Below are 21,869 nucleotides of genomic sequence, written 5' to 3'. Positions count from 1 at the left end.
TTCGTGCCGAATGCAGCGGACCAAACGGCACAGGGAGATTACGTATATGGCTTGGAAAACCCTCGACGAGGTCGATCTTGCGGGCAAGGTCGTTTTGGTGCGCGTCGATATCAACGTGCCGGTGGAAAATGGCGAAGTGACGGATGACACGCGCATCCGCAAAATCGTCCCCACGATCCACGATATTCTTGAAAAAGGCGGCAAGCCCGTCCTGCTGGCCCATTTTGGCCGCCCCAAGGGCGAGGTCGTCCCCGAGATGAGCCTCAAGCCGCTGGTCCCCGCCCTGCAAGCGGCGCTCGGCGTGCCGGTGAAATTCGCGGAAGACACGGTCGGCGGTCCTGCCAAGCGCGCGGTGGCGGCGCTCGGCGACGGCGAAGTTCTGCTGATGGAGAACACCCGCTTCCATCCGGGCGAAGAAACCAATGACGCGCAGTTTGCAGCCTCGATGGGCGCGCTGGGTCAGATCTATGTCAATGACGCCTTCTCAGCTGCGCACCGCGCGCATGCCTCGACCGAGGCGATCACCCATGTGCTGCCCTCGGTGGCCGGGCGCCTGATGGAGGCCGAACTCAAGGCGCTGGAGGCCGCCCTTGGCGATCCGCAGCGCCCCGTGGTGGCGATTGTGGGCGGGGCCAAGGTCTCGACCAAGCTCGATCTGCTGGGCAATCTTGTGAGCAAGGTCGATCATCTGGTGATCGGCGGCGGCATGGCCAATACCTTCCTTGTGGCCAAAGGTGTGGATGTCGGCAAATCGCTGGCCGAGCATGACATGGCCGAGACCGCCCGCGAGATCATTGAAAAGGCGAAATCAGCGGGCTGCGAGATCCACCTGCCCATCGACGTGGTCTGCGCGCGCGAGTTCAAAGCCGGTGCCGAGAATGAAACCGTGCCCGCCGACGCCTGCCCGTCCGATGCGATGATCCTTGATGCCGGGCCCGATACGGTCGCCGCAATCGCAAAGGTCTTCGAGGACAGCCGCACGCTGATCTGGAACGGACCGCTGGGCGCCTTCGAGATCGCGCCCTTCGATGCGGCCACCAATGCGGCAGCGGCGAAGGCGGCTGAACTCACCCGCGCGGGATCGCTGATCTCGGTGGCGGGCGGCGGCGATACCGTGTCGGCGCTCAACAAGGCGGATGCGGCGAAAGACTTCACCTATATCTCCACCGCAGGCGGTGCCTTCCTCGAATGGATGGAAGGCAAGGAACTTCCGGGCGTGGCCGCACTCAATCAGGGCTAAGCCCGCCCACGGGGCCTGACATCAACGGCTCAGGCCCCGTGCAGACAGTGCCTCACTGAGCGAAATTCCGAGCATTGCGTGACCCGGAAGGAGCGAAAATCCATCGATTTTCATCTGTTAGCGCCACCAGCGTTGCATTGCAGCATTGCGCTCCATATCCAGTTCCTGACGGAATATTTCGCAAAAGGATATGCGCCATGTCGAATGCCCAGCAAACCGAGAAAATGCGTGAAGGGGATGGTTTTATCGCAGCGCTCGACCAGTCGGGCGGCTCGACCCCGAAAGCGCTGCGGCTGTATGGAATCGAGGAGGACGCCTACGGATCCGAGAGCGAAATGTTCGATCTGATTCACGAGATGCGCAGCCGGATCATCAAGGCACCGGCCTTCTCGAGCGGCAAGGTTGTGGGCGCGATCCTGTTCGAGCAGACGATGGACCGCGCGATCGATGGCACCCCCACCGCCACCTATCTTTGGGAAACCTGCGGTGTGGTGCCCTTCCTCAAGATCGACAAGGGCCTAGAGGCCGAAGAGCATGGCGTGCAGATGCTCAAGCCGATCCCGGGCCTCGACGATCTGCTCTCGCGCGCGGCGAAGGCGGGGATTTTTGGCACCAAAGAGCGCTCGGTGATCTCGGCGGCCAATCCCGGCGGCATCAAGGCCATCGTGGCCCAGCAATTCGAACTTGGCGCGCAGGTTCTCGATCACGGCTTGATGCCGATCCTTGAGCCCGAGGTGACGATCTCAATCTCGGATAAGGCCGAGGCCGAAGAGATGCTGCTGGCCGAGATCCTGAGCCATCTCGACAGCCTGCCCGAAGACCGTCAGGTCATGCTGAAGCTGACGCTGCCCGAAACCGCGAACCACTATAAGCCGCTGGTCGATCACCCGCGCGTCCTCAAGGTCGTGGCGCTCTCGGGTGGCTATTCGCGCGACGAGGCCAATGCGCGGCTTGCGCAGAATACCGGCATGATCGCCTCTTTCTCGCGCGCGCTGACCGAAGGGCTGAGCGCACAGCAGTCGGACGACGACTTCAACGCGAAAATCGGTGAGGCGATCACCGAAATCCACGCGGCCTCTGTCGCGGGCTGAAATCACGAGAGATGAAAAAGGCGCGCAGCCAATGGCTTGCGCGCCTTTTTTTATGCCCGAGCCCCGCGAAGGTTACAGCCGGTAAATCGCTTCGAACTTCTCGGTCAGATAGGCCAGAAGCGGCGCTTCGCTGGGCGTAAAGCCACAGGCATAGGTGATGGTCTCACGCGGCGGGCGCAGGCCGCCGAACTGCCGGACATGGCTGTCGAGCCAGCCCTTCGCCGCGCTCGCATCGCCTTGCGCAAGCCCCGCATCAATACCCGGCGTGGCCGCGCGCATCGCCTGATTGAGACAACCCGCATAGACATTGCCAAGCGCATAGGTCGGAAAATAGCCAAACAGGCCCAGCGACCAGTGCACGTCTTGCAAGAAGCCTTGGCTGGGCTTGCTGACTTTCACGCCGAAATCCTGCTCAAAGCGTGTGTTCCACGCCTCTTCCAGATCTGCCACTTCCAGCTTGCCCGAGATCAGATCCCGCTCCAGATCGAAGCGCAGCATGATGTGGAGATTGTAGTTCAGCTCGTCGCTCTCGGTGCGGATGAAACCCATCTCGACCCGGTTCACCAAGGCGTGGAAGGCAACCTCATCAATGCCAAGATCGCCATAGGCGTCGGTCATGCGACCATGTAGCCAGCCGGTGAAAGGGGCCGAGCGGCCAAGCTGGTTCTCGCAGATCCGGCTTTGGCTTTCATGCACGCCCATCGAGACGCCACGCCCCAGCGGGGTGAAGCGGTAGGCCGGATCAATCGCCTGCTCGTAGGTCGCGTGGCCGACCTCGTGGATCGTGGAATAGATATTGCCGAAGGGCTCGCTCTCCGAAATCCGGGTCGTGATCCGGGCGTCATCTCCGCCACCCGAGGAGAACGGATGCACCGACATATCCAGCCGCCCGCGCGTCCAGTCATAGCCAAAGGCGCTCGCGCAGATCCGCGCCAGCCGCAGCTGGGCATTTTCGGGAAACACCATATCGAGCGGCTCGGGGCGCACATCCGAGCCCAGAACCCGGTCGCGCAGGGCCACCAGCGGTCCGCGCATCCGATCAAACATCGCGCCCAGCTCCTTGGCGGTAGCGCCTGCCTCATAGTCATCGAGCAGCGCGTCATAGAGGTTGCCCTCGGACACCGCCGCCGCCTCTTCGCGCTTGAGCCGCACGACCTCCTCGAGCGTGGGCAGGAAGGCGGTCGCATCCTCATTGGCGCGCGCCTCGGCCCAGATCCCCTGGCTCAGCGAGGTGAGCCGCGCAAGCTCGGTGGCCAGCCGCGCCGGGATGCGGGTGCTGCGGTTGTAGCTATGCGCGATCAGATCGAGCATCCGCCCGCCCGCCTCATCGCGCGCCTCCGCGCGCGCCAGCCAGTCCGCAATGCGCGGATCGGTGCGGCGCGCATGCAGCACGCTTTCAATCGCTGCCATCTCCTCAGAGCGCTGATCGGCCGCCCCGCGCGGCATCATCACTTCCTGATCCCAGCTCAGAAGGCCCGCGATATTTCCCAGCGCCTCGGTTTCGCGCTGATGCGCAACCAGTTCGTCAAACGCGCTCATGCTCGTCCCTCCCGAATGGACCGGACCATCGGGAAACGCGCCATGTGACGGGCGCGGATCACCAAGACCCAGGTTACAACGGCGCCCAGCTGGTGGATCGAGCCGAGCCACCAGTAATGCACCAGATCAAGTGCGGTGGTGATGCCCAGCAACAGCTGCACCACGATCATTGCCCCCATCATCGCAAAGGCCTGACGAGTCGATTGATGCGCAGAGCTGCGCGCCCGCCATGCCGAATAAAGTCCGATGAAGAACACCAGATAGGCCACCATACGGTGGTTGAACTGCACCAGCGCAGGGTTTTCAAAGAAGTTGCGCCATAGAGGCGTGAAATCGAAACTCTCAGAGGGCAGGAACTGCCCGTTCATTGAGGGCCATGTCGGGAAGGCGAGCCCGGCATCGATCCCGGCGGTCAGCGCGCCCAAGAGGATCTGCACGAAGACCAGCCCGATCATCACTGTGCCCAGATGCGTGAGGCGCTTCTCCGACAGCCTACGCGCCTGTAACAGCTGTGCCTGCGGTCGGCCAAGCTGGAAGGCGAACCACGCGATCAAACCGAGGATGATAAAGGCGAGCCCCAGATGAGTCGCCAGCCGATAAGAGGCGACCGAGGTCATCCGCCCGGTCAGGCCCGATGCGACCATCCACCAGCCAATCGCCCCTTGCAGCCCACCAAGAATGCCAAGGCTGAACAGCCGCCCCCACCAGCCCGGCGGGATCTTTTTGGTGAGCCAGAAGAAGACAAAGCCCACGAACCACACGAGACCGATCGTGCGCCCCAGTTGGCGGTGGCCCCATTCCCACCAGAAGATCCCCTTGAACTCGCTCAAGGTCATGTTCGGATTGAGATATTCGAATTGCGGGCTTTGCTTGTAATTGGCAAATTCTCGCTCAAGGTCATGTTCGGATTGAGATATTCGAATTGCGGGCTTTGCTTGTAATTGGCAAATTCCCCCTGCCAATCCGCCATGTTCATCGGCGGGATCGCCCCGGAGATCGGCTTCCATTCGGTGATCGACAGACCGCTATCGGTCAGACGCGTGGCACCGCCCACCGCGATCATCGCCACGACCAGCGCGAAGAGGATAAAGAGCCAGATCCGAATGCTGCGACGCGCCCCGCGCGGCTTGGCGTCGATCATCCCGCCCTGCGCCGCGGCGCGGGTGCTGGCGCTCGTCTCTCCGACCTCTTCGAAAATGTTGCGTTTTTGGCTCATAGCGGTCTCCGGGCGGCTGTGATTGGCGGCAAACTAGGCCGCGCCCGGCTTGGGGGCAAGAGCCTGACCGGCCCCTGCCCCCGCTGCGCGATGAGAATGCGCCTAGAGGAAGGCGTCGGGCACGGCGGCCTTCTTCTGCGCGACATAGGCGTCGAGCGCCTCGGCGGTGCTTGGATCGAGCGCGGGCGCTTGGTAATCCCCCAAGAGCTTGGCCACGCGCTTTTCGGCGAGCGCCATCGTGTCGGGCGCGCCCTGCTCGTCCCAGGTCTCGAAGGGGCGATAGTCCAACAGATTGGTGCGCCAGAAGGCCTCGAGGTAGTTGTTCTGCGTATGGGCGCAGCCAAGGTAATGCCCGCCCGGACCCACTTCGCGGATCGCCTCCATCGCCTGCGCGTTCTCATCCATCGCGATACCGGCGGCAAGCTTGTGAATATATCCAAGCTGATCGGCATCCATCACGAATTTCTCGTAGGACGAAACCAGACCCCCCTCCAGCCAGCCGCAGGAATGCAGCATGAAGTTCACGCCTGCGAGCAGGCCCGTGTTGAGCGTGTTGGCGCTTTCATAGGCCGCCTGCGCATCGGGCAGTTTCGAGCCGGTGAAGCCACCGGCCGAGCGATAGGGCAACCCCAGACGCCGGGCCAGCTGGCCTGCGCCGAGGGTGATCTGCGCGGCCTCCGGCGTGCCAAAGGTCGGCGCGCCAGAATTCATGTCGATCGAAGTCACGAAAGCGCCGAAGATCACCGGCGCGCCGGGCCGCACGAGCTGGGAATAGGCCACGCCCGCAAGCACCTCGGCCAGCACCTGCGTGAGCGTGCCCGCCACCGTGACCGGCGCCATCGCCCCGCCCACAATGAAGGGCGAGATGATGCAGGCCTGACCTGCGCGCGCATAGATCTCAAGCGCGCCCATCATCGTGCCGTCAAAGGTCAAAGGCGAGTTGATATTGATCAGCGAGGTCATCACCGTATTCTCATCAACGAACTGATCGCCAAAGAGAATTTTCGACATCTCGACGGAGTCAGCCGCGCGCGACGGCTCGGTCACAGAGCCCATATAGGGCTTGTCCGACAAAGTCATATGCGCGTGGAGCATGTCGAGATGGCGCTTGTTGACGGCCACATCTGTCGGCTCGCAAACGGTGCCGCCCGAATGATGCAGCCATTTCGACATCTGCCCCAGCTTCACGAAATTCCGGAAATCGGAGATCGTGGCATAGCGGCGGCCATTGGCGCTGTCGCGCACGAAGGGAGGGCCATAGACCGGGGCCAGCACCAGATTGCGCCCGCCGATCTCAACATTGCGCTCGGGGTTGCGCGCGACCTGCGTGAACTGGCTGGGCGCTGTGGCACAGAGCTTGCGCGCCAGCCCGCGCGGGATCCGCACACGCTCGCCATCAATCTCTGCCCCCGCCTCGCGCCACAGCTCCAGCGCCTCCGGGTTCTCGACGAAATTGACGCCGATCTCGGCCAATACCGTCTCGGCATTGGTCTCGATGATCTGGAGCGCCTCTTCGTTGAGGATCTCAAGATTGGGAATATTGCGCTCGATATAGCGCGCAAATTCGAAGCGCACGGCGGTGCGCTCGGCGCGCCGAGCCGCCCCGCCGCCACCGCGTGCACGCCGCGTCACCCGTTCGCCCAGTTCCGAATCGGCCATGATCGCCTCCGCCATTGCATTGGTCTGACCCTAGCCGCCACGCGCACATGCGCATCGCCCGCTTGCGACATCAGCGGTAAAGAAGCGACCGACCGTCGGCAAAGAGATGAATCTTGTCGGGGTCAGCGGAGAGCGTGACGCTTGTGCCACGCAGCCCGTTATGAACGCCCGGCAGCTTCGCAATCACCGCCTCGCGCCCGCCTTGCGGCTCGAAATACAACAGCGTGACTTCGCCCAGCTTCTCGGTGATCGCGACCTTGCCGGTAAAGCAGCTATCCGCGGCCCCAGCCGGTTTGAAATCCTCGGGCCGCACGCCGATATTCACCTTGCGCCCCAGATCCTCATCGCGAGTGGGCACGCTGGAATGGGCCTTCACGCCATTTTCCAGCGTCACCTCGCTCAGCGCGCCGGTTGCGGTAATCTCACCGGGGATCAGGTTCATCGCCGGGCTACCGATGAACTGCGCCACAAACTCGTTCTCGGGCCGCTCATACAGATCGAGCGGCGTGCCGACCTGCGCGATGCCTTTATTGGCCAGCACGACAATACGCGAGGCCAGCGTCATCGCCTCGACCTGATCGTGGGTGACATAGATCATCGTGCGATCGGGCATGCTCTCCTTGAGCTGGGCGATTTCAATCCGGGTCGCGACGCGCAAAGCCGCGTCCAAGTTCGAGAGCGGCTCGTCGAAGAGAAAGACCTTGGGATCGCGCACGATCGCGCGCCCGATGGCCACCCGCTGGCGTTGCCCGCCAGAGAGCGCCTTGGGCAGACGGTCGAGATATTCGGTCAGCTGCAGCATCTTGGCGGCCTTCTCGACCGCCGCGTTGATCTCGTCCTTGCTCTGCTTGGCGATCTTGAGCGCAAACGCCATGTTGTCGCGCACCGTCATATGCGGGTAGAGCGCATAGGATTGGAACACCATCGCGATCCCGCGGTTCGCGGGCGGCACGTCATTCACGCGCACCCCGTCGATCTCAAGATCGCCCCCGGTGATCTTTTCCAGCCCTGCGATCATCCGCAAAAGCGTGGATTTGCCACAGCCCGACGGGCCGACAAAGACGATCAGCTCGCCCGCTTTAATGTCGAGATCAATGTCCTTGAGAACATTCACCTCGCCATAGGATTTCGCGATATCGCGCAGTTTCAGATCGGCCATACTTCCTCCCCTCTGCCTCTCATTCGTCGAGATGCAGGATACTTGGTTGCCACGGGCCCAGATGCAGCGTGTGGTCGGACATGGGCCGGATCGAGCCCAGCTCGCCCCCGATCGTGACCCAGTTGCCCGGCGGCACAGCGGCATTCACCGGCTGGTCGGACAGGTTGAAATAGCACAGGATCGTCTCATCGGCGTCCTTGCGTGTGAACACCAGCAGGCTGCCCGACTGGTACATATCCGTCATCTCGCCGCCGCGCAGCACCTTGTGATTGCGCCGGAACGCAATGGCGCGGCGATAGTGATGAAGCAGCGATGCGGGATCGTGCTCGGCCTGATCGGCGGCGAGGTTGTGATGTTGCGAGGGCACCGGCAACCACGGGCGCGCCCCGGAAAAGCCCGCATAGGCCGCGTCGCGCTCCCAGACCATCGGTGTGCGGCACCCATCGCGGCCCTTGAATTCCGGCCAGAACTCCTTGCCGTAAGGGTCTTGCAGGTCCTCAAAGCTCAGCTCGGCCTCGGGCAGCCCCAGCTCCTCGCCCTGATAGAGGCAGATCGAGCCCCGGATGCACATCATCAGCGTCGTATAAAGACGCGCGGCCGCCGGGGTCAGCCCCCAGCGGCTGATATGGCGCTCCACGTCATGGTTCGAATAGGCCCAGCAGATCCAGCCCTCGGTCACGGCGCTCGCGACCTTGGTGAAGACCTCATGGATGAAGGCGGCACTCAGCGGCTCATGGCCCGAGAGCAGCTCAAACGCGTAAGACATCTGGATCTTATCGACACCGGAAGTGTACTCGCCCAAGATCTCAAGCCCGCGCTGGCTGTCGCCCACCTCGCCCACAGCGGCTGCGTTGTAATTGTTCATCAAGGTGCGCAGGCGGCGCAGGAACCGCAGGTTCTCGGGGTTATTCTTGTCGTAGATGTGGTTTTGGTGATTGTAGGGGTTCACCTTGGGCGCGGTCTGGTCGTTGCGCTCTTCGGGCGGCAACGGAGGATTGTCGCGCAACTGCTCGTCATGCATGTAGAAATTGACGGTATCGAGGCGGAAGCCATCGACGCCGCGCTCCAGCCAGAACTGCGCCACGTTGAGCAATTCCTGCGTCACTTCCGGGTTGTGGAAGTTCAGATCGGGCTGCGAGACGAGGAAATTATGCATGTAATACTGCTCGCGCCGGGCATCCCAGTGCCAGCCCGACCCGCCAAAGATCGACAGCCAGTTATTGGGCGGCGTGCCATCGGGCTTGGGATCGGCCCAGACATACCAATCGGCCTTGGGATTGTCGCGGCTCGTGCGGCTCTCACGGAACCACGGATGCTGATCTGACGTGTGGCTCAGAACGAGGTCGATCATCACCTTGAGCCCCAGCGCATGGGCCGTGGCAATCACCTGATCGAAATCTGCGAGATTGCCGAACATCGGATCGACATCGCAGTAATCGCTCACATCATAGCCGAAATCCTTCATCGGCGAGGTGAAGAAGGGCGAGATCCAGACCGCATCCGCGCCAAGGCTTGCGACATGCGGCAGGCGTCGCACGATGCCCAGAAGATCGCCCACCCCATCGCCATTGCTGTCTTGGAAGCTGCGCGGATAGATCTGGTAGATCACCGCACCGCGCCACCAGTCTTCCTGTTTCGTCAAAGTCTTCATCATCCGCCTTTCACCGAGCCTGCCAGCAGGCCCCGAACGAGATATCGTTGCATCGAGAAGAACACCAAGAGCGGCACGGCAATCGACACGAAGGCGGCGGCGGCCAGAATGCCCCAATCCCCCCCGCGTGAGCCCAGCAGGTCATCGGCGATCTTCACGGTCATCACCTTGGAGCCGTCATTGGCAGGCAAGAACACCTTGGCCACCAAAAGATCGTTCCACACCCAGAGAAACTGGAAGATTGCAAAAGAAGCGAGCGCCGGGAATGACAAAGGCAGCACGATCTTCATGAAAATCTGGAAATCGGTGGCCCCATCGACCTTCGCGCTTTCGATGATGTCGCGCGGCAGGCCGACCATGTAATTGCGCAAAAGGTAAATCGCGAGCGGCAGGCCAAAGCCGGTATGCGCGAGCCAGATCCCAAGGAAGCTCTGCCCGATCCCGATCTCCAGATGCAGCCGCAATAGCGGCACCAGCGCCAGTTGCAACGGCACGACCAGCAGCCCCACCACAGCGGCGATCAGCAAGCCCCGCCCCGGGAATTGCATCCATGCCAGCGCATAGGCCGCGAATGCCGCAACAAGGATCGGAATGATCGTGGCCGGGATCGTCACGGTGAGCGTGTTGAGAAAAGCCTGTCCCATCCCGTCCGAGAACAGCACCTCGCGGTAATTGGCCAGCGTGAAGGCAGGCGGCAGCTCGGCCTCGAAATAGACCCGGGGGCCAGAGCCGTCGAAGCTTGTCGGGCTGGATGCAGTATAAGTGCCGTCGGAATTGATCGTCAGTGTCCCGCCGTCGCCCAGATCGGCGCTTGTACCAGCCTTATAGGCGCCCGGCTTGATCCCCGAGGTGCCAAAAGCCTTGATCTTGGTGCCCGGTTTGAGATCGGCTGCGTTCTGACCATTGGTCAGCAGATCGCCGCTCAGGACATAGAGCCCGTTGCTCTGGGTCTCACCATCCGCGCTGACGCGGTCGCGAAAGGCCTTTTCCACCGGGAAGGCCGCGTCCCACCAGCCCGACTGGCTGATCTGATCGGTGGTGCGGAAAGACGAGACCAAGAGCCCCACCGTCGGCACCAGCCACGCCACAACAAGCAGCACGACCGAGATATTGACCGCCCATGTCAGGCGCGATTTCTGTCCAGCAATGGCCGACATCAGCGCACCTCCTTGCGAGCCTGAATGATATTCCAGATCATCACCGGCAACACGATGATCATGATGACAAAGGCCACAGCCGTCGCGCGCCCGTCATCGCGGAACATGTATTGCATCATGTAGCTGGGCAGGATCTGGGTACCGAAATTGCCCCCTGTCGTGGCATAGACGATATCGAACACTTTGAGCACGAGAATGGTGATTGTCGTCCAGACCACCACAATGGTGGACATGATCTGCGGCACCTTGATCTTGAAAAAGAGCTGCCACGGATTGGCGCCATCAAGCACCGCCGCCTCCACCGTCTCTTCGGGGATGCCGCGCAGCGCGCCCGACAGGATCACCATCGCAAAGCCGGTCTGGATCCAGATCAGGATCACCATCAGGAAGAAGTTGTTCCAAAACGGGATTTGCAGCGGATCAACCGGGTTGAGGCTGAAATAGGCGCGCACTGCATTGATCAACCCGATCGTGGGGTTGTTGGCATAGACGAATTTCCAGATCAGCGAGGCGCCCACAAAGCTGATCGCCATCGGCATGAAGATCAGCGATTTCGCGAGGTTACCCCATTTGAGGCGGTCGGTCAGCTGCGCGGCCAGCAGCCCGAAGAACGTGGCCAGCGCGGGCACGACGAGCACCCAAAGGAAGTTGTTGAACACCGCCTGACGGAATTGCGGATCGGCCGCCAGCCGTTCGTAATTGCCCAGACCGATGAAGTCGTCGCCCGAGCGGTTGAACAACGAGCGCCAGAACGAGCCGACCACCGGATAGGCCAGATAGAGGCCGAGCGCGAAGATCGCGGGAAACAGGAACAGCCACGGGCGCACCATATTGGCGCGGTTGATATTGCGCCCCGGATTGCTGCCCTTGGGCGGAAAGATCACTTTATCGAGGATCAGGTTCGAGGCGTAGAAATAGGTAATACATCCGCCCACGCCGAGGACGATCGTAAACAAACCTTGCAAGATCGGTGACATCAGGCCCCTCCCCTAGGCGTCGCGGAAAAACGCCCCCGAAGCATGCTCCGGAGGCGTCTGCTGTCTTACTTCTCGATGCTGTCCCAGCGCTTTTGCACCGCATCTGCGGCTTGCTGCGCGGTCTCGTCACCGGTCGTGTAGGCAACCATGGCTTTCCAGAACGCATCGGTCCCAATCTCGCCGGGCATCTGGTCAGAGCCGTCGAAGCGGAACGTCGTCGCATCCAGCAAGATCTTGTTCATGTGGCGCTGCGTGTCATTGGCAAAGGCCGCTGGGTTGGCGTTTTTATTGGGCGTCAGGAAGCCCGACTGCGCCATCCACACCTCAGACGCGATCGGCGTCTCGAGGAACTTGATGAAGGTCTCAGCCGCTTTGCTGTCCTTGGTGATGCCGAACATCGTGCCCGCACCCAGCACCGGCTTGCCAAGATCCTTGCTGGCATAAGCCGGGAAGTAGAAGAAGTTCACATCCGTACCCACCTTGGTCCCCTCGGGGAAGAAGGTCGGGATGAAGCTCGCCTGCTTATGCATGTAGCATTTGGGCGGGAAGTCGAAGAGACCCTTGGGGCTGTCACGGAAATCGGTCGTAGCCACAGCCTGCGGCCCGCCCTCGACGAATTTCGGATTGGTGGCAAACCAACCGTAATCCTTGATCGCCGCGACCACTTTGGGATCGTTGAACTTCAGCTTGTTGGTGACCCAGTCGTCATAATCCTGCGGCGATTGGGTGCGCAGCATAAAGTCTTCGACCCAGTCGGTCGCAGGCCAGCCGGTCGCAGCCCCTGATCCCAGCCCGATGCACCACGGCGTGCCGCCATCCTTGACGATCTGCTCGGTGAGCGCCTTGAGCTCTTCCATGGTCTGGGGCACTTTATAGCCCGCTTCCTTGAAGTTTTCAGGCACATACCAGACCAGCGATTTCAGGTCGGCCTTGAACGGGAACGTATAGGTGTGATCCTTGCCGTCCTTACCCTTGTAGGTCGACAGGTCTTCCCAGCTCTGGCCCGCGGAGTAGTTATCCTTGATCCAGGCGCCGGTCCCTTCGGGCATCGGCGTCAAATAGCCCTGACGCGCCATATCGGCGGCAAGACCGGGCTGCGGAAAGACCGCGATATTGGGCGGCGTGCCGCCTTTCGCGGCGATCACGATGTCATTTTCAAAGCTCTCGGAGCCCGAATAATTCACCTTCGCGCCAGTCGCCTTTTCAAAATAGGCCAGCACGCTTTCGAACAGTTTCTTGTCGTCGCCCGTCCACGGGCCCGTGATCGTGAGCGTCTGGCCGCTCAGATCGTTATCCTTGGCGAATTGGTCATAGCTGCTCCAGTCGAAGCGATTGCTCTCCTCGCCCGGCTTGAACTTGAGATCCTGCGCCGAGGCCATACCCGCTGAAACTGCGAGCGCCGCGATGCCGAGCATCAAATATTTGGTCATGAATTCCTCCCGGTGTGTCGCGCCCCGTTCTTCAGGCGACTCGCCGCCTCCCCAAAGCGCTTTGGACAAGTCAGAACTGTCAGATCGATCCAAGCTTGTCAATCAGCGCGACGGAACGATGCCTCAACTTTACTTTATTTGCTGCGACTTACAAGCGCGTCGCTGCCGCATCGCAGCATTTGAATTGCCGCGAGCGCAGCATTGACGGGTTGAGCGGCGCAACATAACCTCCTCAAAATCCAAAGCGGTTTGAAACAATGAATCTCAAGACACTGGCACAAGAACTGGGGTTGTCCCCCACCACGGTCAGCCGTGCGCTCAATGGCTATCCGGAAGTGTCGGAGGCGACGCGGCAACGCGTTCTCTCAGCCGCCGCCGCAGCCAACTACCAACCCAACACGCAGGCCAAGCGCCTGGCCACCGGACGGGCCATGGCGATCGGTCATATTATCCCGATTTCCGACCGCCACGAAATTGTGAACCCGGTTTTTGCCGATTTCATCGCAGGCGCCGGCGAGATCTATGCGAATGCGGGATATGACATGGTGATCACCATCGTGCCCGATAACCTTGAGGCCCGCGCCTATGGAGAGCTGTCCTCGAAGGGCAATGTCGACGGGGTTTTGGTCCATGCGCCAAGGCTCAACGATCATCGGATCGCGCTGCTGGATGATCTGTCGCTTCCTTACGTGATGCACGGGCGGGTCAACGGCACGCGCAAGCCCTATAGCTGGGTCGATGTGAACAACACCCGCGCGTTTGAGCGCGCGACAAACTTCCTGCTCGATCTCGGGCATCGCCGGATCGCGCTGATCAACGGCATCAGCGATATGGATTTCGCCCGCAGGCGCAAACTTGGCTATGAGCGCGCTTTGTCGGCACGCGGCATCACGCCCGACCCGGCGCTGCTGACCGAAGGCGAGATGACCGAGGCGCAGGGCCATGACAGTGCCCGCAGCATGCTCGCCCTGCCCGATCCGCCGACCGCCTTTCTGACCGCCTCGCTGCTCTCGGCCATGGGGGTGCGGCGCGGCATTGAAGAGAACGGGCTCACGATGGGCCGCGATGTCTCGATCGTGACCCATGATGACGAGCTGGGCTATTTGCGCAACGGCACTGCGCAAGAGCCGATTTTTACCGCCACACGCTCTTCGGTGCGCGAGGCCGGGCGGCGTTGCGCCCAGATGCTGATCTCCCATATCGAAAGAGGCGACACACAGCCCCGGTCGGATCTGATGGAGGCCGTGCTCGTGCTCGGCCAATCCACAGGCCCCGCCCCGAAACGCTAAGAAAAAGGTTCAATATGCTACCGAAACGTTCTGAATTCCCTGAAGATTTCCTCTTCGGGGTCGCAACGTCCTCGTACCAGATCGAGGGCCATGCCAAGGGCGGCGCCGGGCCGACCCATTGGGACAGCTTTGCCGCAACGCCGGGCAATGTGGTGCGCGCCGAGAATGGCGATCTGGCCTGCGATCACTACACCCGATGGGCCGAGGATCTCGATCTGATCGCAAATGCGGGTTTCGATATCTACCGCTTCTCGACCTCATGGGCGCGGGTGATGCCCGAGGGGCGTGGCGCGGTGAATGCGGAGGGGCTCGATTTCTATGACCGGCTGGTCGATGGCATGCTCGAGCGGGGGATCAAGCCTGCGCTCACGCTCTATCACTGGGAGCTACCCGCCGCATTGGCCGATCTGGGCGGCTGGCGCAACCGCGACATTGCCGGGTGGTTTGGCGATTTCACCCAAGTGATTGCCGATCGTCTGGGCGATCGGATCTGGTCGGCCGCCCCCATCAACGAGCCGTGGTGCGTGGGCTGGCTCAGCCATTTTCTTGGCCATCACGCGCCCGGTCTGCGCGACATTCGCGCCACCGCCCATGCAATGCATCACGTGCTTCTGGCCCATGGCACGGCAACGCAGGTGATGCGCGCCTCGGGGATGACCAATCTGGGCGCGGTGTGCAATTTCGAATATCCCCTGCCCGCCGATGACAGCCCGGAGACGGCCGCCGCGACCCGGCTGTATGACGCCTATTACAACCGCTTCTTCGCCGAGGGTCTGTTCCTTGGGCGCTATCCCGACGAGGTGATGGAGGGGTTCGCGCCGCATATGCCCAAGGGTTGGCAGGACGATTTTTCCACGATTCAGGCCCCGCTCGACTGGTTCGGGCTCAATTACTACACCTGCAAGCGGATCGCGCCCGATGGCTCGGCCTGGCCCTCGCATACCGAGGTGGCAGGCCCGCTGCCCAAGACCGAGATGGGCTGGGAGATCTATCCCGAGGGGCTGTCCTCCTTCCTGACCCGGATCGCGCGGGACTATACCGGCGATCTGCCGCTCTTTGTGACCGAAAACGGCATGGCATCGGCCGATACGGTGATTGGCGGCAAGGTCACGGATGCCGCCCGCATCGCCTATTACAGCGCGCATCTGGCAGAGGTGCAAAAAGTGATCGCCGAGGGCGTGCCGGTGAAAGGCTATATCGGCTGGTCACTTCTCGACAATTACGAATGGGCGCTTGGCTATGAGAAGCGCTTCGGCCTTGTCCATGTCGACTTCGACACCTTGCAGCGCACCCCAAAAGCATCCTATCTCGAGTGGAAAGATGCATTGGGGGATCGTGGATGAGCGTTGTGGATCGCTACACCTTGCTGGCCGATATCGGTGGCACCAACACCCGCGTGGCACTGGCGCAGGGTCGCCAGATGCTGCCCGGCACCATCCGGCGCTATGCCAATAAAGGGCGCGATTCGCTCGAAGAGATCCTCTCCGACTACATTGCCGAGGAAAGCGTGCGCGATCTCGCGGGGGCCTGTGTGGCCGCAGCAGGTCCAGTGCGCGACGAGATCGCCACAATGACCAACCTCTCCTGGGTCATCGAGGCGCGCAACCTCAAGAGCGTGACCGGGGCCGAGCAGGTCTTCGTACTCAACGATCTGCAGGCGCAGGGCCATGCGCTGGGACATCTGGCCGCCGACGCGGTGCGCGAGATCCTGCCCGGCCAGCCCGCGCGCGCCGATGCCGCGCGGCTGGTGGTGGGCGTGGGCACCGGCTTTAACGCAGCCCCCGTCCACGAGGCTCCCGGCGGGCGGCTGGTCCCGCCCTCGGAGGCCGGTCACATCACGCTGCCCTGCCAGACTGAAGAGGAATTTTCGCTCAAGCGCTATCTTGAGGCCAAGCACGAATTTGCCTCTGTGGAGCATGTCGTCTCGGGGCGCGGGTTGGAGCGGCTTTATGCCTATCTCGCAGGCCATGAAGACGCGACCGTCACCGGCCAGCAGATCCTTGAAGAGATCAAGCGCAACGATCCCACCGCCCGCGCGGCAGGCGAGATGTTCGTGCGCTTCATGGGCCGGGTGCTGGGCGATCTGGCGCTGACCCACCTGCCCTTCGGCGGCATCTACCTGATCGGGGGCGCGGCGCGCGGCGTGGTGCCGTGGCTGTCGGAATTCGGCTTTGCCCCGGCGATGCACGCCAAGGGCCGGTTCTCTGACTTCCTCAAGGCCTTTCCGGTCTCGGTGATCGAGGATGACTACGCCGCGCTGCACGGATGTGCGGCATTCTGTGCCGCGCGGGTCGCTGTGGAATAAAGCGACACGCGTCAAGCCTATCTTAACTGCTGAGCGCTATCCCTCTTTCATGATCTGATGAAAGGGGATGCCCGTGTACCACGACTCCGCAGACATTCCAGGGGCCCGCCCATGAGCGCGCTGCCCCTGCCGGCCAAGATCGACCTATCCACGGTCGGCCAACTGGCTGATGACATCCGCGCCCGCAGCGGCGCCGATCTTGTTCTCGATGCCGGAGAGGTCTCCGTGCTCGGCGGCCTCGGCCTGCAAATTCTGGCCGCAGCGGCGCAAAGCTGGCGCAGCTCGGGCCACAGCCTCACTATCCATCCCCGGTCCGACGCGTTCGACACTGCCCTGGTGCATCTGGGGACAACGCTCGAGACTCTGCAAACCTCGGAGGCCGCATGAGCCTGAAAGTTCTCGCGGTCGATGACAGCCGCACGATTCGTGACATGCTCAAACTCGCGCTCGGCAGTGCCGGCATCGAGCTGCATCTGGCCGAAGACGGTATGCATGGGCTCGAGGTGCTCGACGGGCTGGAGCCTGACGCGATCATTTCAGATATCAACATGCCGCGGCTCGACGGGTTCGGCTTTATCGAGGCTGTGCGCGGTCAGGACAAGCACCGCGCGACCCCGATCCTCGTGCTCACGACCGAATCCGCCCCCGAACTGAAGGCGCGCGCCCGCGCCGCCGGGGCCACCGGCTGGATCGTCAAACCCTTCGATCCGGGCAAGCTGGTCAAAGCACTCAACATGGTTGCCGGCTGAGGAGAACGCGATGTCCGACCCAATGGCAGAAATCAAGGCGTCCTTCTTCATCGAATGCGATGAGCTGCTCGAAAGCCTGCAAGACGCGCTCAGCGATATGGATGAGGGCGCCCATGACAGCGAGACGATCAATGTCGTCTTCCGGGCCGTGCATTCCATCAAGGGCGGCGCGGGGGCGTTCGGCCTCGATGCGCTCGTGGCCTTCGCCCATCGCTATGAGACCGTGATGGATGAGGTGCGCTCAGGCCGCCTCGAAATTACCCCCGAGGCCATCAAACATTTCTTCCAGACTGCCGATCTTCTAGCCGATCAGGTCAGTGCCGCGCGGGACGGTGCCCCCGAACCCGAAGGCTCGGAGGCCTGCCTGCGCGAGCTGGAAAGCCTGATGGGCGATAATGCCCCCGTGCCCGGTGCGGAGGAAGATGAGATCGACGACTTCCAGCCGATGGGGCTGAGCCTTGATCTGGACTTCTCCGACGAGGCATTCGGCGATCTCGGGTCGCCCGATACAACCGGTGCCGAATGGGTGCTCACCTTCACGCCGCAAACCGCGCTTTACGCCTCCGGCAACGATCCGGTCCATCTGTTGCGCACCGTGCACGGGCTTGATGCAAGCGTCGAGATCACCTGTGATATGTCACGGCTCCCCGATCTTGCGGCGCTTGATCCGCGAGAATCCTATCTTTCGTGGCAGGCAACGCTGTCCGGCGATCTCGAAGAGGCCGATCTGCGCGAGGTCTTCGATTTCGTTGAGGATGTAGCCGAGATCACGATTGCCACGCCAGAAGATGCCACCGCACCCGAAACTGAGACCGAGCCCGCCGAAACCGCCATGCCAGACCCCATCGCGCCTCCTGAGGCACCTGCGCAGAACGTCGCTGAGCCTCCGCCGGCCCCGACCCCGCAACCGCAAGCTGAGACCCGTCCGGACGCCGAGCCTGCGAAAGCCGCACCAACGGCGGAGCCCGGCGCGACCGTGCGCGTCGACCTTGAACGGATCGACCGACTGGTGAACCTCGTGGGCGAGCTGGTCATCAATCAGGCGATGCTCGCACAATCCGTAGCCGAGGCAGGTCTGCCGCCCAATTCGCCCGTGATGACAGGTCTCGAAGCCTTCATGATGCTCACCCGCGACATCCAGGATAGCGTGATGATGATCCGCGCACAGCCCGTCAAACCGCTCTTCCAGCGGATGGCACGGATCGTGCGCGAGGCCTCCGCCGCCATCGAAAAAGAGGTACGCCTGCGTACCGAGGGCGAGACGACTGAGGTCGACAAAACGGTGATCGAACGGCTCGCCGATCCGCTCACACATATGATCCGCAACGCGGTCGATCACGGCTTGGAGGCACCGCATATCCGCGAAGCCGCCGGCAAGTCGCGCGAAGGGGTGATTACCCTTTCCGCGCAGCACCGCTCGGGCCGTGTGGTCATCGAAGTCTCCGATGACGGCGCGGGTATCAATCGCGAAAAGGTTCTGGCCAAGGCGATCTCCAAGGGGCTCGTCGCCCCCGAGGCGCAATTGTCCGAGAGCGAGATCGACAACCTCCTGTTCCTGCCCGGTTTCTCGACTGCAGATCAGATCTCTGCCCTCTCAGGCCGAGGCGTGGGCATGGATGTCGTGCGCAGCGCAATCCAAGCCCTCGGGGGGCGGATTTCGATCACGTCGGTCGCGGGAGAAGGCACGCGTTTCTCGATCTCGCTGCCACTCACACTGGCCGTGCTCGACGGGATGGTGATTTCTGTGGCCGATGAGACATTGGTGGTGCCTCTGTCGTCAATCATCGAGACCGCGACGCTGATGGGGGACGACATTCGCACGCTCGGGCCAGAGACCAACGTGATCCATGTGCGCGGCGACTTTGTTCCACTTTACGATCTGGGGGCCGAGCTTGGCTACCGCGCCCCCAAAGCCAATTACGAGGGCGGGATCGTTTTGCTCACAGCTCAGGAAAATGGCGAAAGATCCGCGCTCGTGGTCGACGCCATCATGGAGCAGCGGCAGGTGGTCATCAAAGGCTTGCAACAATCCTATGGCCACATCCCCGGCGTCGCCGCCGCGACAATTCTGGGCGATGGCCAAATCGCGCTGATCCTCGATCCCGCCGACCTCGTTCACAATGCCTCTGGCCGCACCCGTGGCCGCGATATCGCTCTTGCAGGGTAAAATCATGACAGAAGATAGCAAAAAGCAGAACAATTCGTCGGAACTCGAACTCCTCTCGTTCCGCTTGGGCGAGGAAGAGTACAGCGTCGATATCATGTCCGTGCGCGAGATCCGCGGCTGGACGCGCGCAACCCCGCTGCCTCATGCGCCAGCCTATGTGCGCGGCGTAATCAACCTGCGGGGCACGGTCCTCCCCGTGGTTGATCTGTCGGTGAGACTGGGCATGGCGCCGGTCAAAGGCGATGCGCGCAACGTGATCATCGTGGTTCAGCTGGGCAGCCAAAGCGCGGGGCTTCTTGTCGATGCGGTCTCCGACATTCTCAACCTGCCCCGCTCCGAGCTGCAACCGCCGCCCGATCTCGCCGCCGATGCGACCCAAAGCTATATCTCAGAGCTCACCATCGTCGAGGGTCGGATGATCCGGGTGCTGGATCTCGCCTCTGTGCTGCCAGAAAACGCAATCGAGGCAGCATGACCGCGCGCCCCGCTTCCGCACCTGCCATCGACCCAGCCGCGCTCAGCGCGGCAGAGCTTGGCGCGATCACTCAAATCCTGCAGGACGCCGCAGGAATCGTCATCGCACCGGGCAAGGCATCAATGGTCCAATCGCGGCTTGCCAAACGGTTGCGCGCCCTGCATCTGCCTGATTACGCAAGCTACATTTCACTCGTGCGCTCCCCGGAAGGACAGGCGGAGCGCCGAGAAATGATCTCGGCGCTGACCACGAATGTGACCCATTTTTTCCGGGAGAAACACCACTTCGACACACTTCGCACAGAGGTGCTGCCGCCGCTGATCGAGCGAGCGCGCGCGGGCGGACGCGTGCGCATCTGGTCTGCCGGTAGCTCCAATGGGCAAGAGGTCTACACCATCGCGATGGTTCTGGCCGAACTGGTCCCCGATTTCGACACGCTCGATATCAGGCTGCTCGCCTCCGATATCGATCCAAGAATGATCGAACGCGGGCGCGCAGGATGCTACCCAGAAGCGGTTGTCGAGCCGATCCCCGAAGCGTTGAAAAAGAAATACTTCGTGGCCAAAAATGGATCTTACGAGATCTCAGCCGGGCTACGCAAACTCGTCTCGTTCCGTGAGCTGAATCTGCATGACCCCTGGCCGATGAGGGGGCGTTTCGACGTCATCTTCTGCCGCAATGTCGTAATTTACTTCGCGCCCGAGGCACAAGCCCTGCTCTGGCAGCGTTTCGAAGCCCAGCTTGCGCCCGGAGGCTGGATGTTTGTCGGCCATTCCGAGCGCATCGCAACGGGCAACAACAGCCAACTGCTCTCTGCGGGCGTGACCACATATAGATTGCCCGATCCGAGCCCTAAAACCGGAGACCCGACATGGCCTTGAGAGATCAGATCAAGATGATGGTTGTCGACGATATGTCGACGAGCCGCGGCCTCATCACGCAGGCGCTCGACGCGATGGGCGTGCGTCAGGTCGGCACGGCCTCCGACGGCCCAGGCGCGCTGGAAATGCTGCAGAAATCCCCGGCACATCTGGTGATTTCCGACTACAACATGCCGAATATGGACGGGTTGCAGTTTCTGCACGCCCTTCGCAGCAATCCAAAGACGAAATCGGTCGGGTTTATTCTAATCACCGGGCGCGCCGATCGTGAAATCATTGAGGCAGGTCGCAAACTCGGGATGAACAACTTCCTGAAAAAGCCGTTCCAGCCGCAAGATCTCAAAGCTTGCATCGAAACTGTCGTGGGGCGCCTATGATGAAGCACGTATTGGCCTCTCCCTCGATCGAACGCCGGCACCTCGCGCTCGACGCTTTGGCTGGGCGCGTCGGCGAAGAGCTCGAGACGCTCGCACGCGTCTCGACCGAAATTCAGCGCGCCATCTCGATATGTAAATTCGCCGATGCAACGGATCCCAATGCGATCCGTGGGCTGCAGGGCATCGATCGCGTCACCCAGGCGCTTGAAGATCTGGGGCGCCTGATGGCCGCAGTCTCAAGCGAGATGCCAAGAGGCATCCAGTTGCGGGCGCTCCCAATTCTGTCGCATCTGCGATTGCACGAATTGGTCGCAAATCTCGATCCGGAGCAGGAAAAAGTCCTACTTCGCCATGAAGATGATGGCGAGGTGATGTGGCTTTGAGCTGAACCTGACCGCGACAAAAACGCAGCGCCGCGCTCTTTCGAGTGCGGCGCTGTTGCCTATCCAGCCCGACGAACACCTCGGGCTGATGTCATCCTCCAACACATCTCGTATCGAGCGGCCA

Annotated in this window: 21 protein-coding genes; 12 read left to right on the top strand and 9 right to left on the bottom strand. The window is 61.8% G+C overall.

The features are described from left to right. The first annotated feature begins 46 nt into the window (after positions 1–46). Both DL1_RS08775 and DL1_RS08770 read left to right on the top strand, forming a co-directional pair. Positions 47–1,240, top strand: a complete 1,194-nt coding sequence (locus DL1_RS08775) for a phosphoglycerate kinase (RefSeq protein WP_038065022.1) — start codon at positions 47–49, stop codon at positions 1,238–1,240. A gap of 197 nt (positions 1,241–1,437) precedes the next feature. Beyond that, positions 1,438–2,331, top strand: coding sequence for a fructose bisphosphate aldolase (locus DL1_RS08770; RefSeq protein WP_038065020.1), 894 nt, complete (start codon positions 1,438–1,440; stop codon positions 2,329–2,331). 72 nt (positions 2,332–2,403) lie between these two features. Here the strand turns inward: DL1_RS08770 and DL1_RS08765 are convergent, their stop codons facing one another. The 9 genes from DL1_RS08765 to DL1_RS08730 form a co-directional block, all read right to left on the bottom strand. Continuing rightward, entirely contained in the window at positions 2,404–3,870 is a 1,467-nt protein-coding gene (locus tag DL1_RS08765) for a carboxypeptidase M32 (protein ID WP_038065017.1), read from the bottom strand. Then, on the bottom strand, positions 3,867–4,787 hold the full coding sequence (locus DL1_RS08760; RefSeq protein ID WP_428837386.1) for a COX15/CtaA family protein: 921 nt from the start codon (positions 4,785–4,787) through the stop codon (positions 3,867–3,869). Before DL1_RS08760 ends, DL1_RS08765 begins: the two co-directional genes overlap by 4 nt. Further along, positions 4,703–5,086, bottom strand: a complete 384-nt coding sequence (locus tag DL1_RS22350; RefSeq protein WP_428837385.1) for a COX15/CtaA family protein — start codon at positions 5,084–5,086, stop codon at positions 4,703–4,705. The genes DL1_RS08760 and DL1_RS22350 overlap by 85 nt, the downstream gene beginning before the upstream one ends. A 102-nt stretch (positions 5,087–5,188) precedes the next feature. After that, positions 5,189–6,745 (bottom strand): trimethylamine methyltransferase family protein, encoded by a 1,557-nt coding sequence (locus DL1_RS08755; protein WP_038065170.1) that lies wholly within the window; start codon positions 6,743–6,745, stop codon positions 5,189–5,191. A gap of 70 nt (positions 6,746–6,815) precedes the next feature. Further along, positions 6,816–7,904, bottom strand: a complete 1,089-nt coding sequence (locus DL1_RS08750; protein WP_038065015.1) for an ABC transporter ATP-binding protein — start codon at positions 7,902–7,904, stop codon at positions 6,816–6,818. Between the two features lie 19 nt (positions 7,905–7,923). Continuing rightward, entirely contained in the window at positions 7,924–9,555 is a 1,632-nt protein-coding gene (locus DL1_RS08745) for an alpha-glucosidase (RefSeq protein WP_038065167.1), read from the bottom strand. Beyond that, positions 9,555–10,712, bottom strand: coding sequence for a carbohydrate ABC transporter permease (locus DL1_RS08740; protein WP_038065013.1), 1,158 nt, complete (start codon positions 10,710–10,712; stop codon positions 9,555–9,557). The genes DL1_RS08745 and DL1_RS08740 overlap by 1 nt, the downstream gene beginning before the upstream one ends. Further along, positions 10,712–11,689, bottom strand: coding sequence for a carbohydrate ABC transporter permease (locus tag DL1_RS08735; protein WP_038065010.1), 978 nt, complete (start codon positions 11,687–11,689; stop codon positions 10,712–10,714). The genes DL1_RS08740 and DL1_RS08735 overlap by 1 nt, the downstream gene beginning before the upstream one ends. Before the next feature lie 65 nt (positions 11,690–11,754). Further along, positions 11,755–13,119 (bottom strand): ABC transporter substrate-binding protein, encoded by a 1,365-nt coding sequence (locus DL1_RS08730; RefSeq protein WP_038065007.1) that lies wholly within the window; start codon positions 13,117–13,119, stop codon positions 11,755–11,757. Between the two features lie 257 nt (positions 13,120–13,376). Here DL1_RS08730 and DL1_RS08725 point away from each other — a divergent pair, with 257 nt between their 5' ends. The 10 genes from DL1_RS08725 (at position 13,377) to DL1_RS08680 (ending at position 21,745) form a co-directional block, all read left to right on the top strand. Continuing rightward, positions 13,377–14,408, top strand: a complete 1,032-nt coding sequence (locus DL1_RS08725; RefSeq protein WP_038065004.1) for a LacI family DNA-binding transcriptional regulator — start codon at positions 13,377–13,379, stop codon at positions 14,406–14,408. Between the two features lie 14 nt (positions 14,409–14,422). Next, complete coding sequence (locus DL1_RS08720; protein ID WP_038065002.1) at positions 14,423–15,751, top strand: GH1 family beta-glucosidase; 1,329 nt, start codon at positions 14,423–14,425, stop codon at positions 15,749–15,751. Further along, entirely contained in the window at positions 15,748–16,713 is a 966-nt protein-coding gene (locus DL1_RS08715) for a glucokinase (protein WP_038065000.1), read from the top strand. Before DL1_RS08720 ends, DL1_RS08715 begins: the two co-directional genes overlap by 4 nt. Before the next feature lie 111 nt (positions 16,714–16,824). Then, a complete protein-coding gene (locus tag DL1_RS08710) occupies positions 16,825–17,100 on the top strand; it encodes an STAS domain-containing protein (protein WP_038064997.1) in 276 nt (91 codons plus the stop codon). Continuing rightward, positions 17,097–17,462 (top strand): response regulator, encoded by a 366-nt coding sequence (locus tag DL1_RS08705; protein WP_038064995.1) that lies wholly within the window; start codon positions 17,097–17,099, stop codon positions 17,460–17,462. The genes DL1_RS08710 and DL1_RS08705 overlap by 4 nt, the downstream gene beginning before the upstream one ends. Before the next feature lie 10 nt (positions 17,463–17,472). Next, entirely contained in the window at positions 17,473–19,629 is a 2,157-nt protein-coding gene (locus DL1_RS08700; RefSeq protein WP_038064992.1) for a chemotaxis protein CheA, read from the top strand. A gap of 4 nt (positions 19,630–19,633) precedes the next feature. Continuing rightward, complete coding sequence (locus tag DL1_RS08695) at positions 19,634–20,104, top strand: chemotaxis protein CheW (RefSeq protein WP_038064989.1); 471 nt, start codon at positions 19,634–19,636, stop codon at positions 20,102–20,104. After that, on the top strand, positions 20,101–20,985 hold the full coding sequence (locus DL1_RS08690; protein WP_051693435.1) for a CheR family methyltransferase: 885 nt from the start codon (positions 20,101–20,103) through the stop codon (positions 20,983–20,985). Before DL1_RS08695 ends, DL1_RS08690 begins: the two co-directional genes overlap by 4 nt. Beyond that, a complete protein-coding gene (locus DL1_RS08685) occupies positions 20,976–21,362 on the top strand; it encodes a response regulator (protein WP_038064986.1) in 387 nt (128 codons plus the stop codon). The genes DL1_RS08690 and DL1_RS08685 overlap by 10 nt, the downstream gene beginning before the upstream one ends. Then, on the top strand, positions 21,362–21,745 hold the full coding sequence (locus DL1_RS08680) for a hypothetical protein (protein ID WP_038064983.1): 384 nt from the start codon (positions 21,362–21,364) through the stop codon (positions 21,743–21,745). Before DL1_RS08685 ends, DL1_RS08680 begins: the two co-directional genes overlap by 1 nt. Positions 21,746–21,869: the final 124 nt, after the last annotated feature.

It is taken from the genome of Thioclava dalianensis, from assembly GCF_000715505.1.
Taxonomy (GTDB): Bacteria; Pseudomonadota; Alphaproteobacteria; order Rhodobacterales; family Rhodobacteraceae; genus Thioclava; species Thioclava dalianensis.
This window is presented reverse-complemented; position numbering and strand designations above follow the sequence as displayed.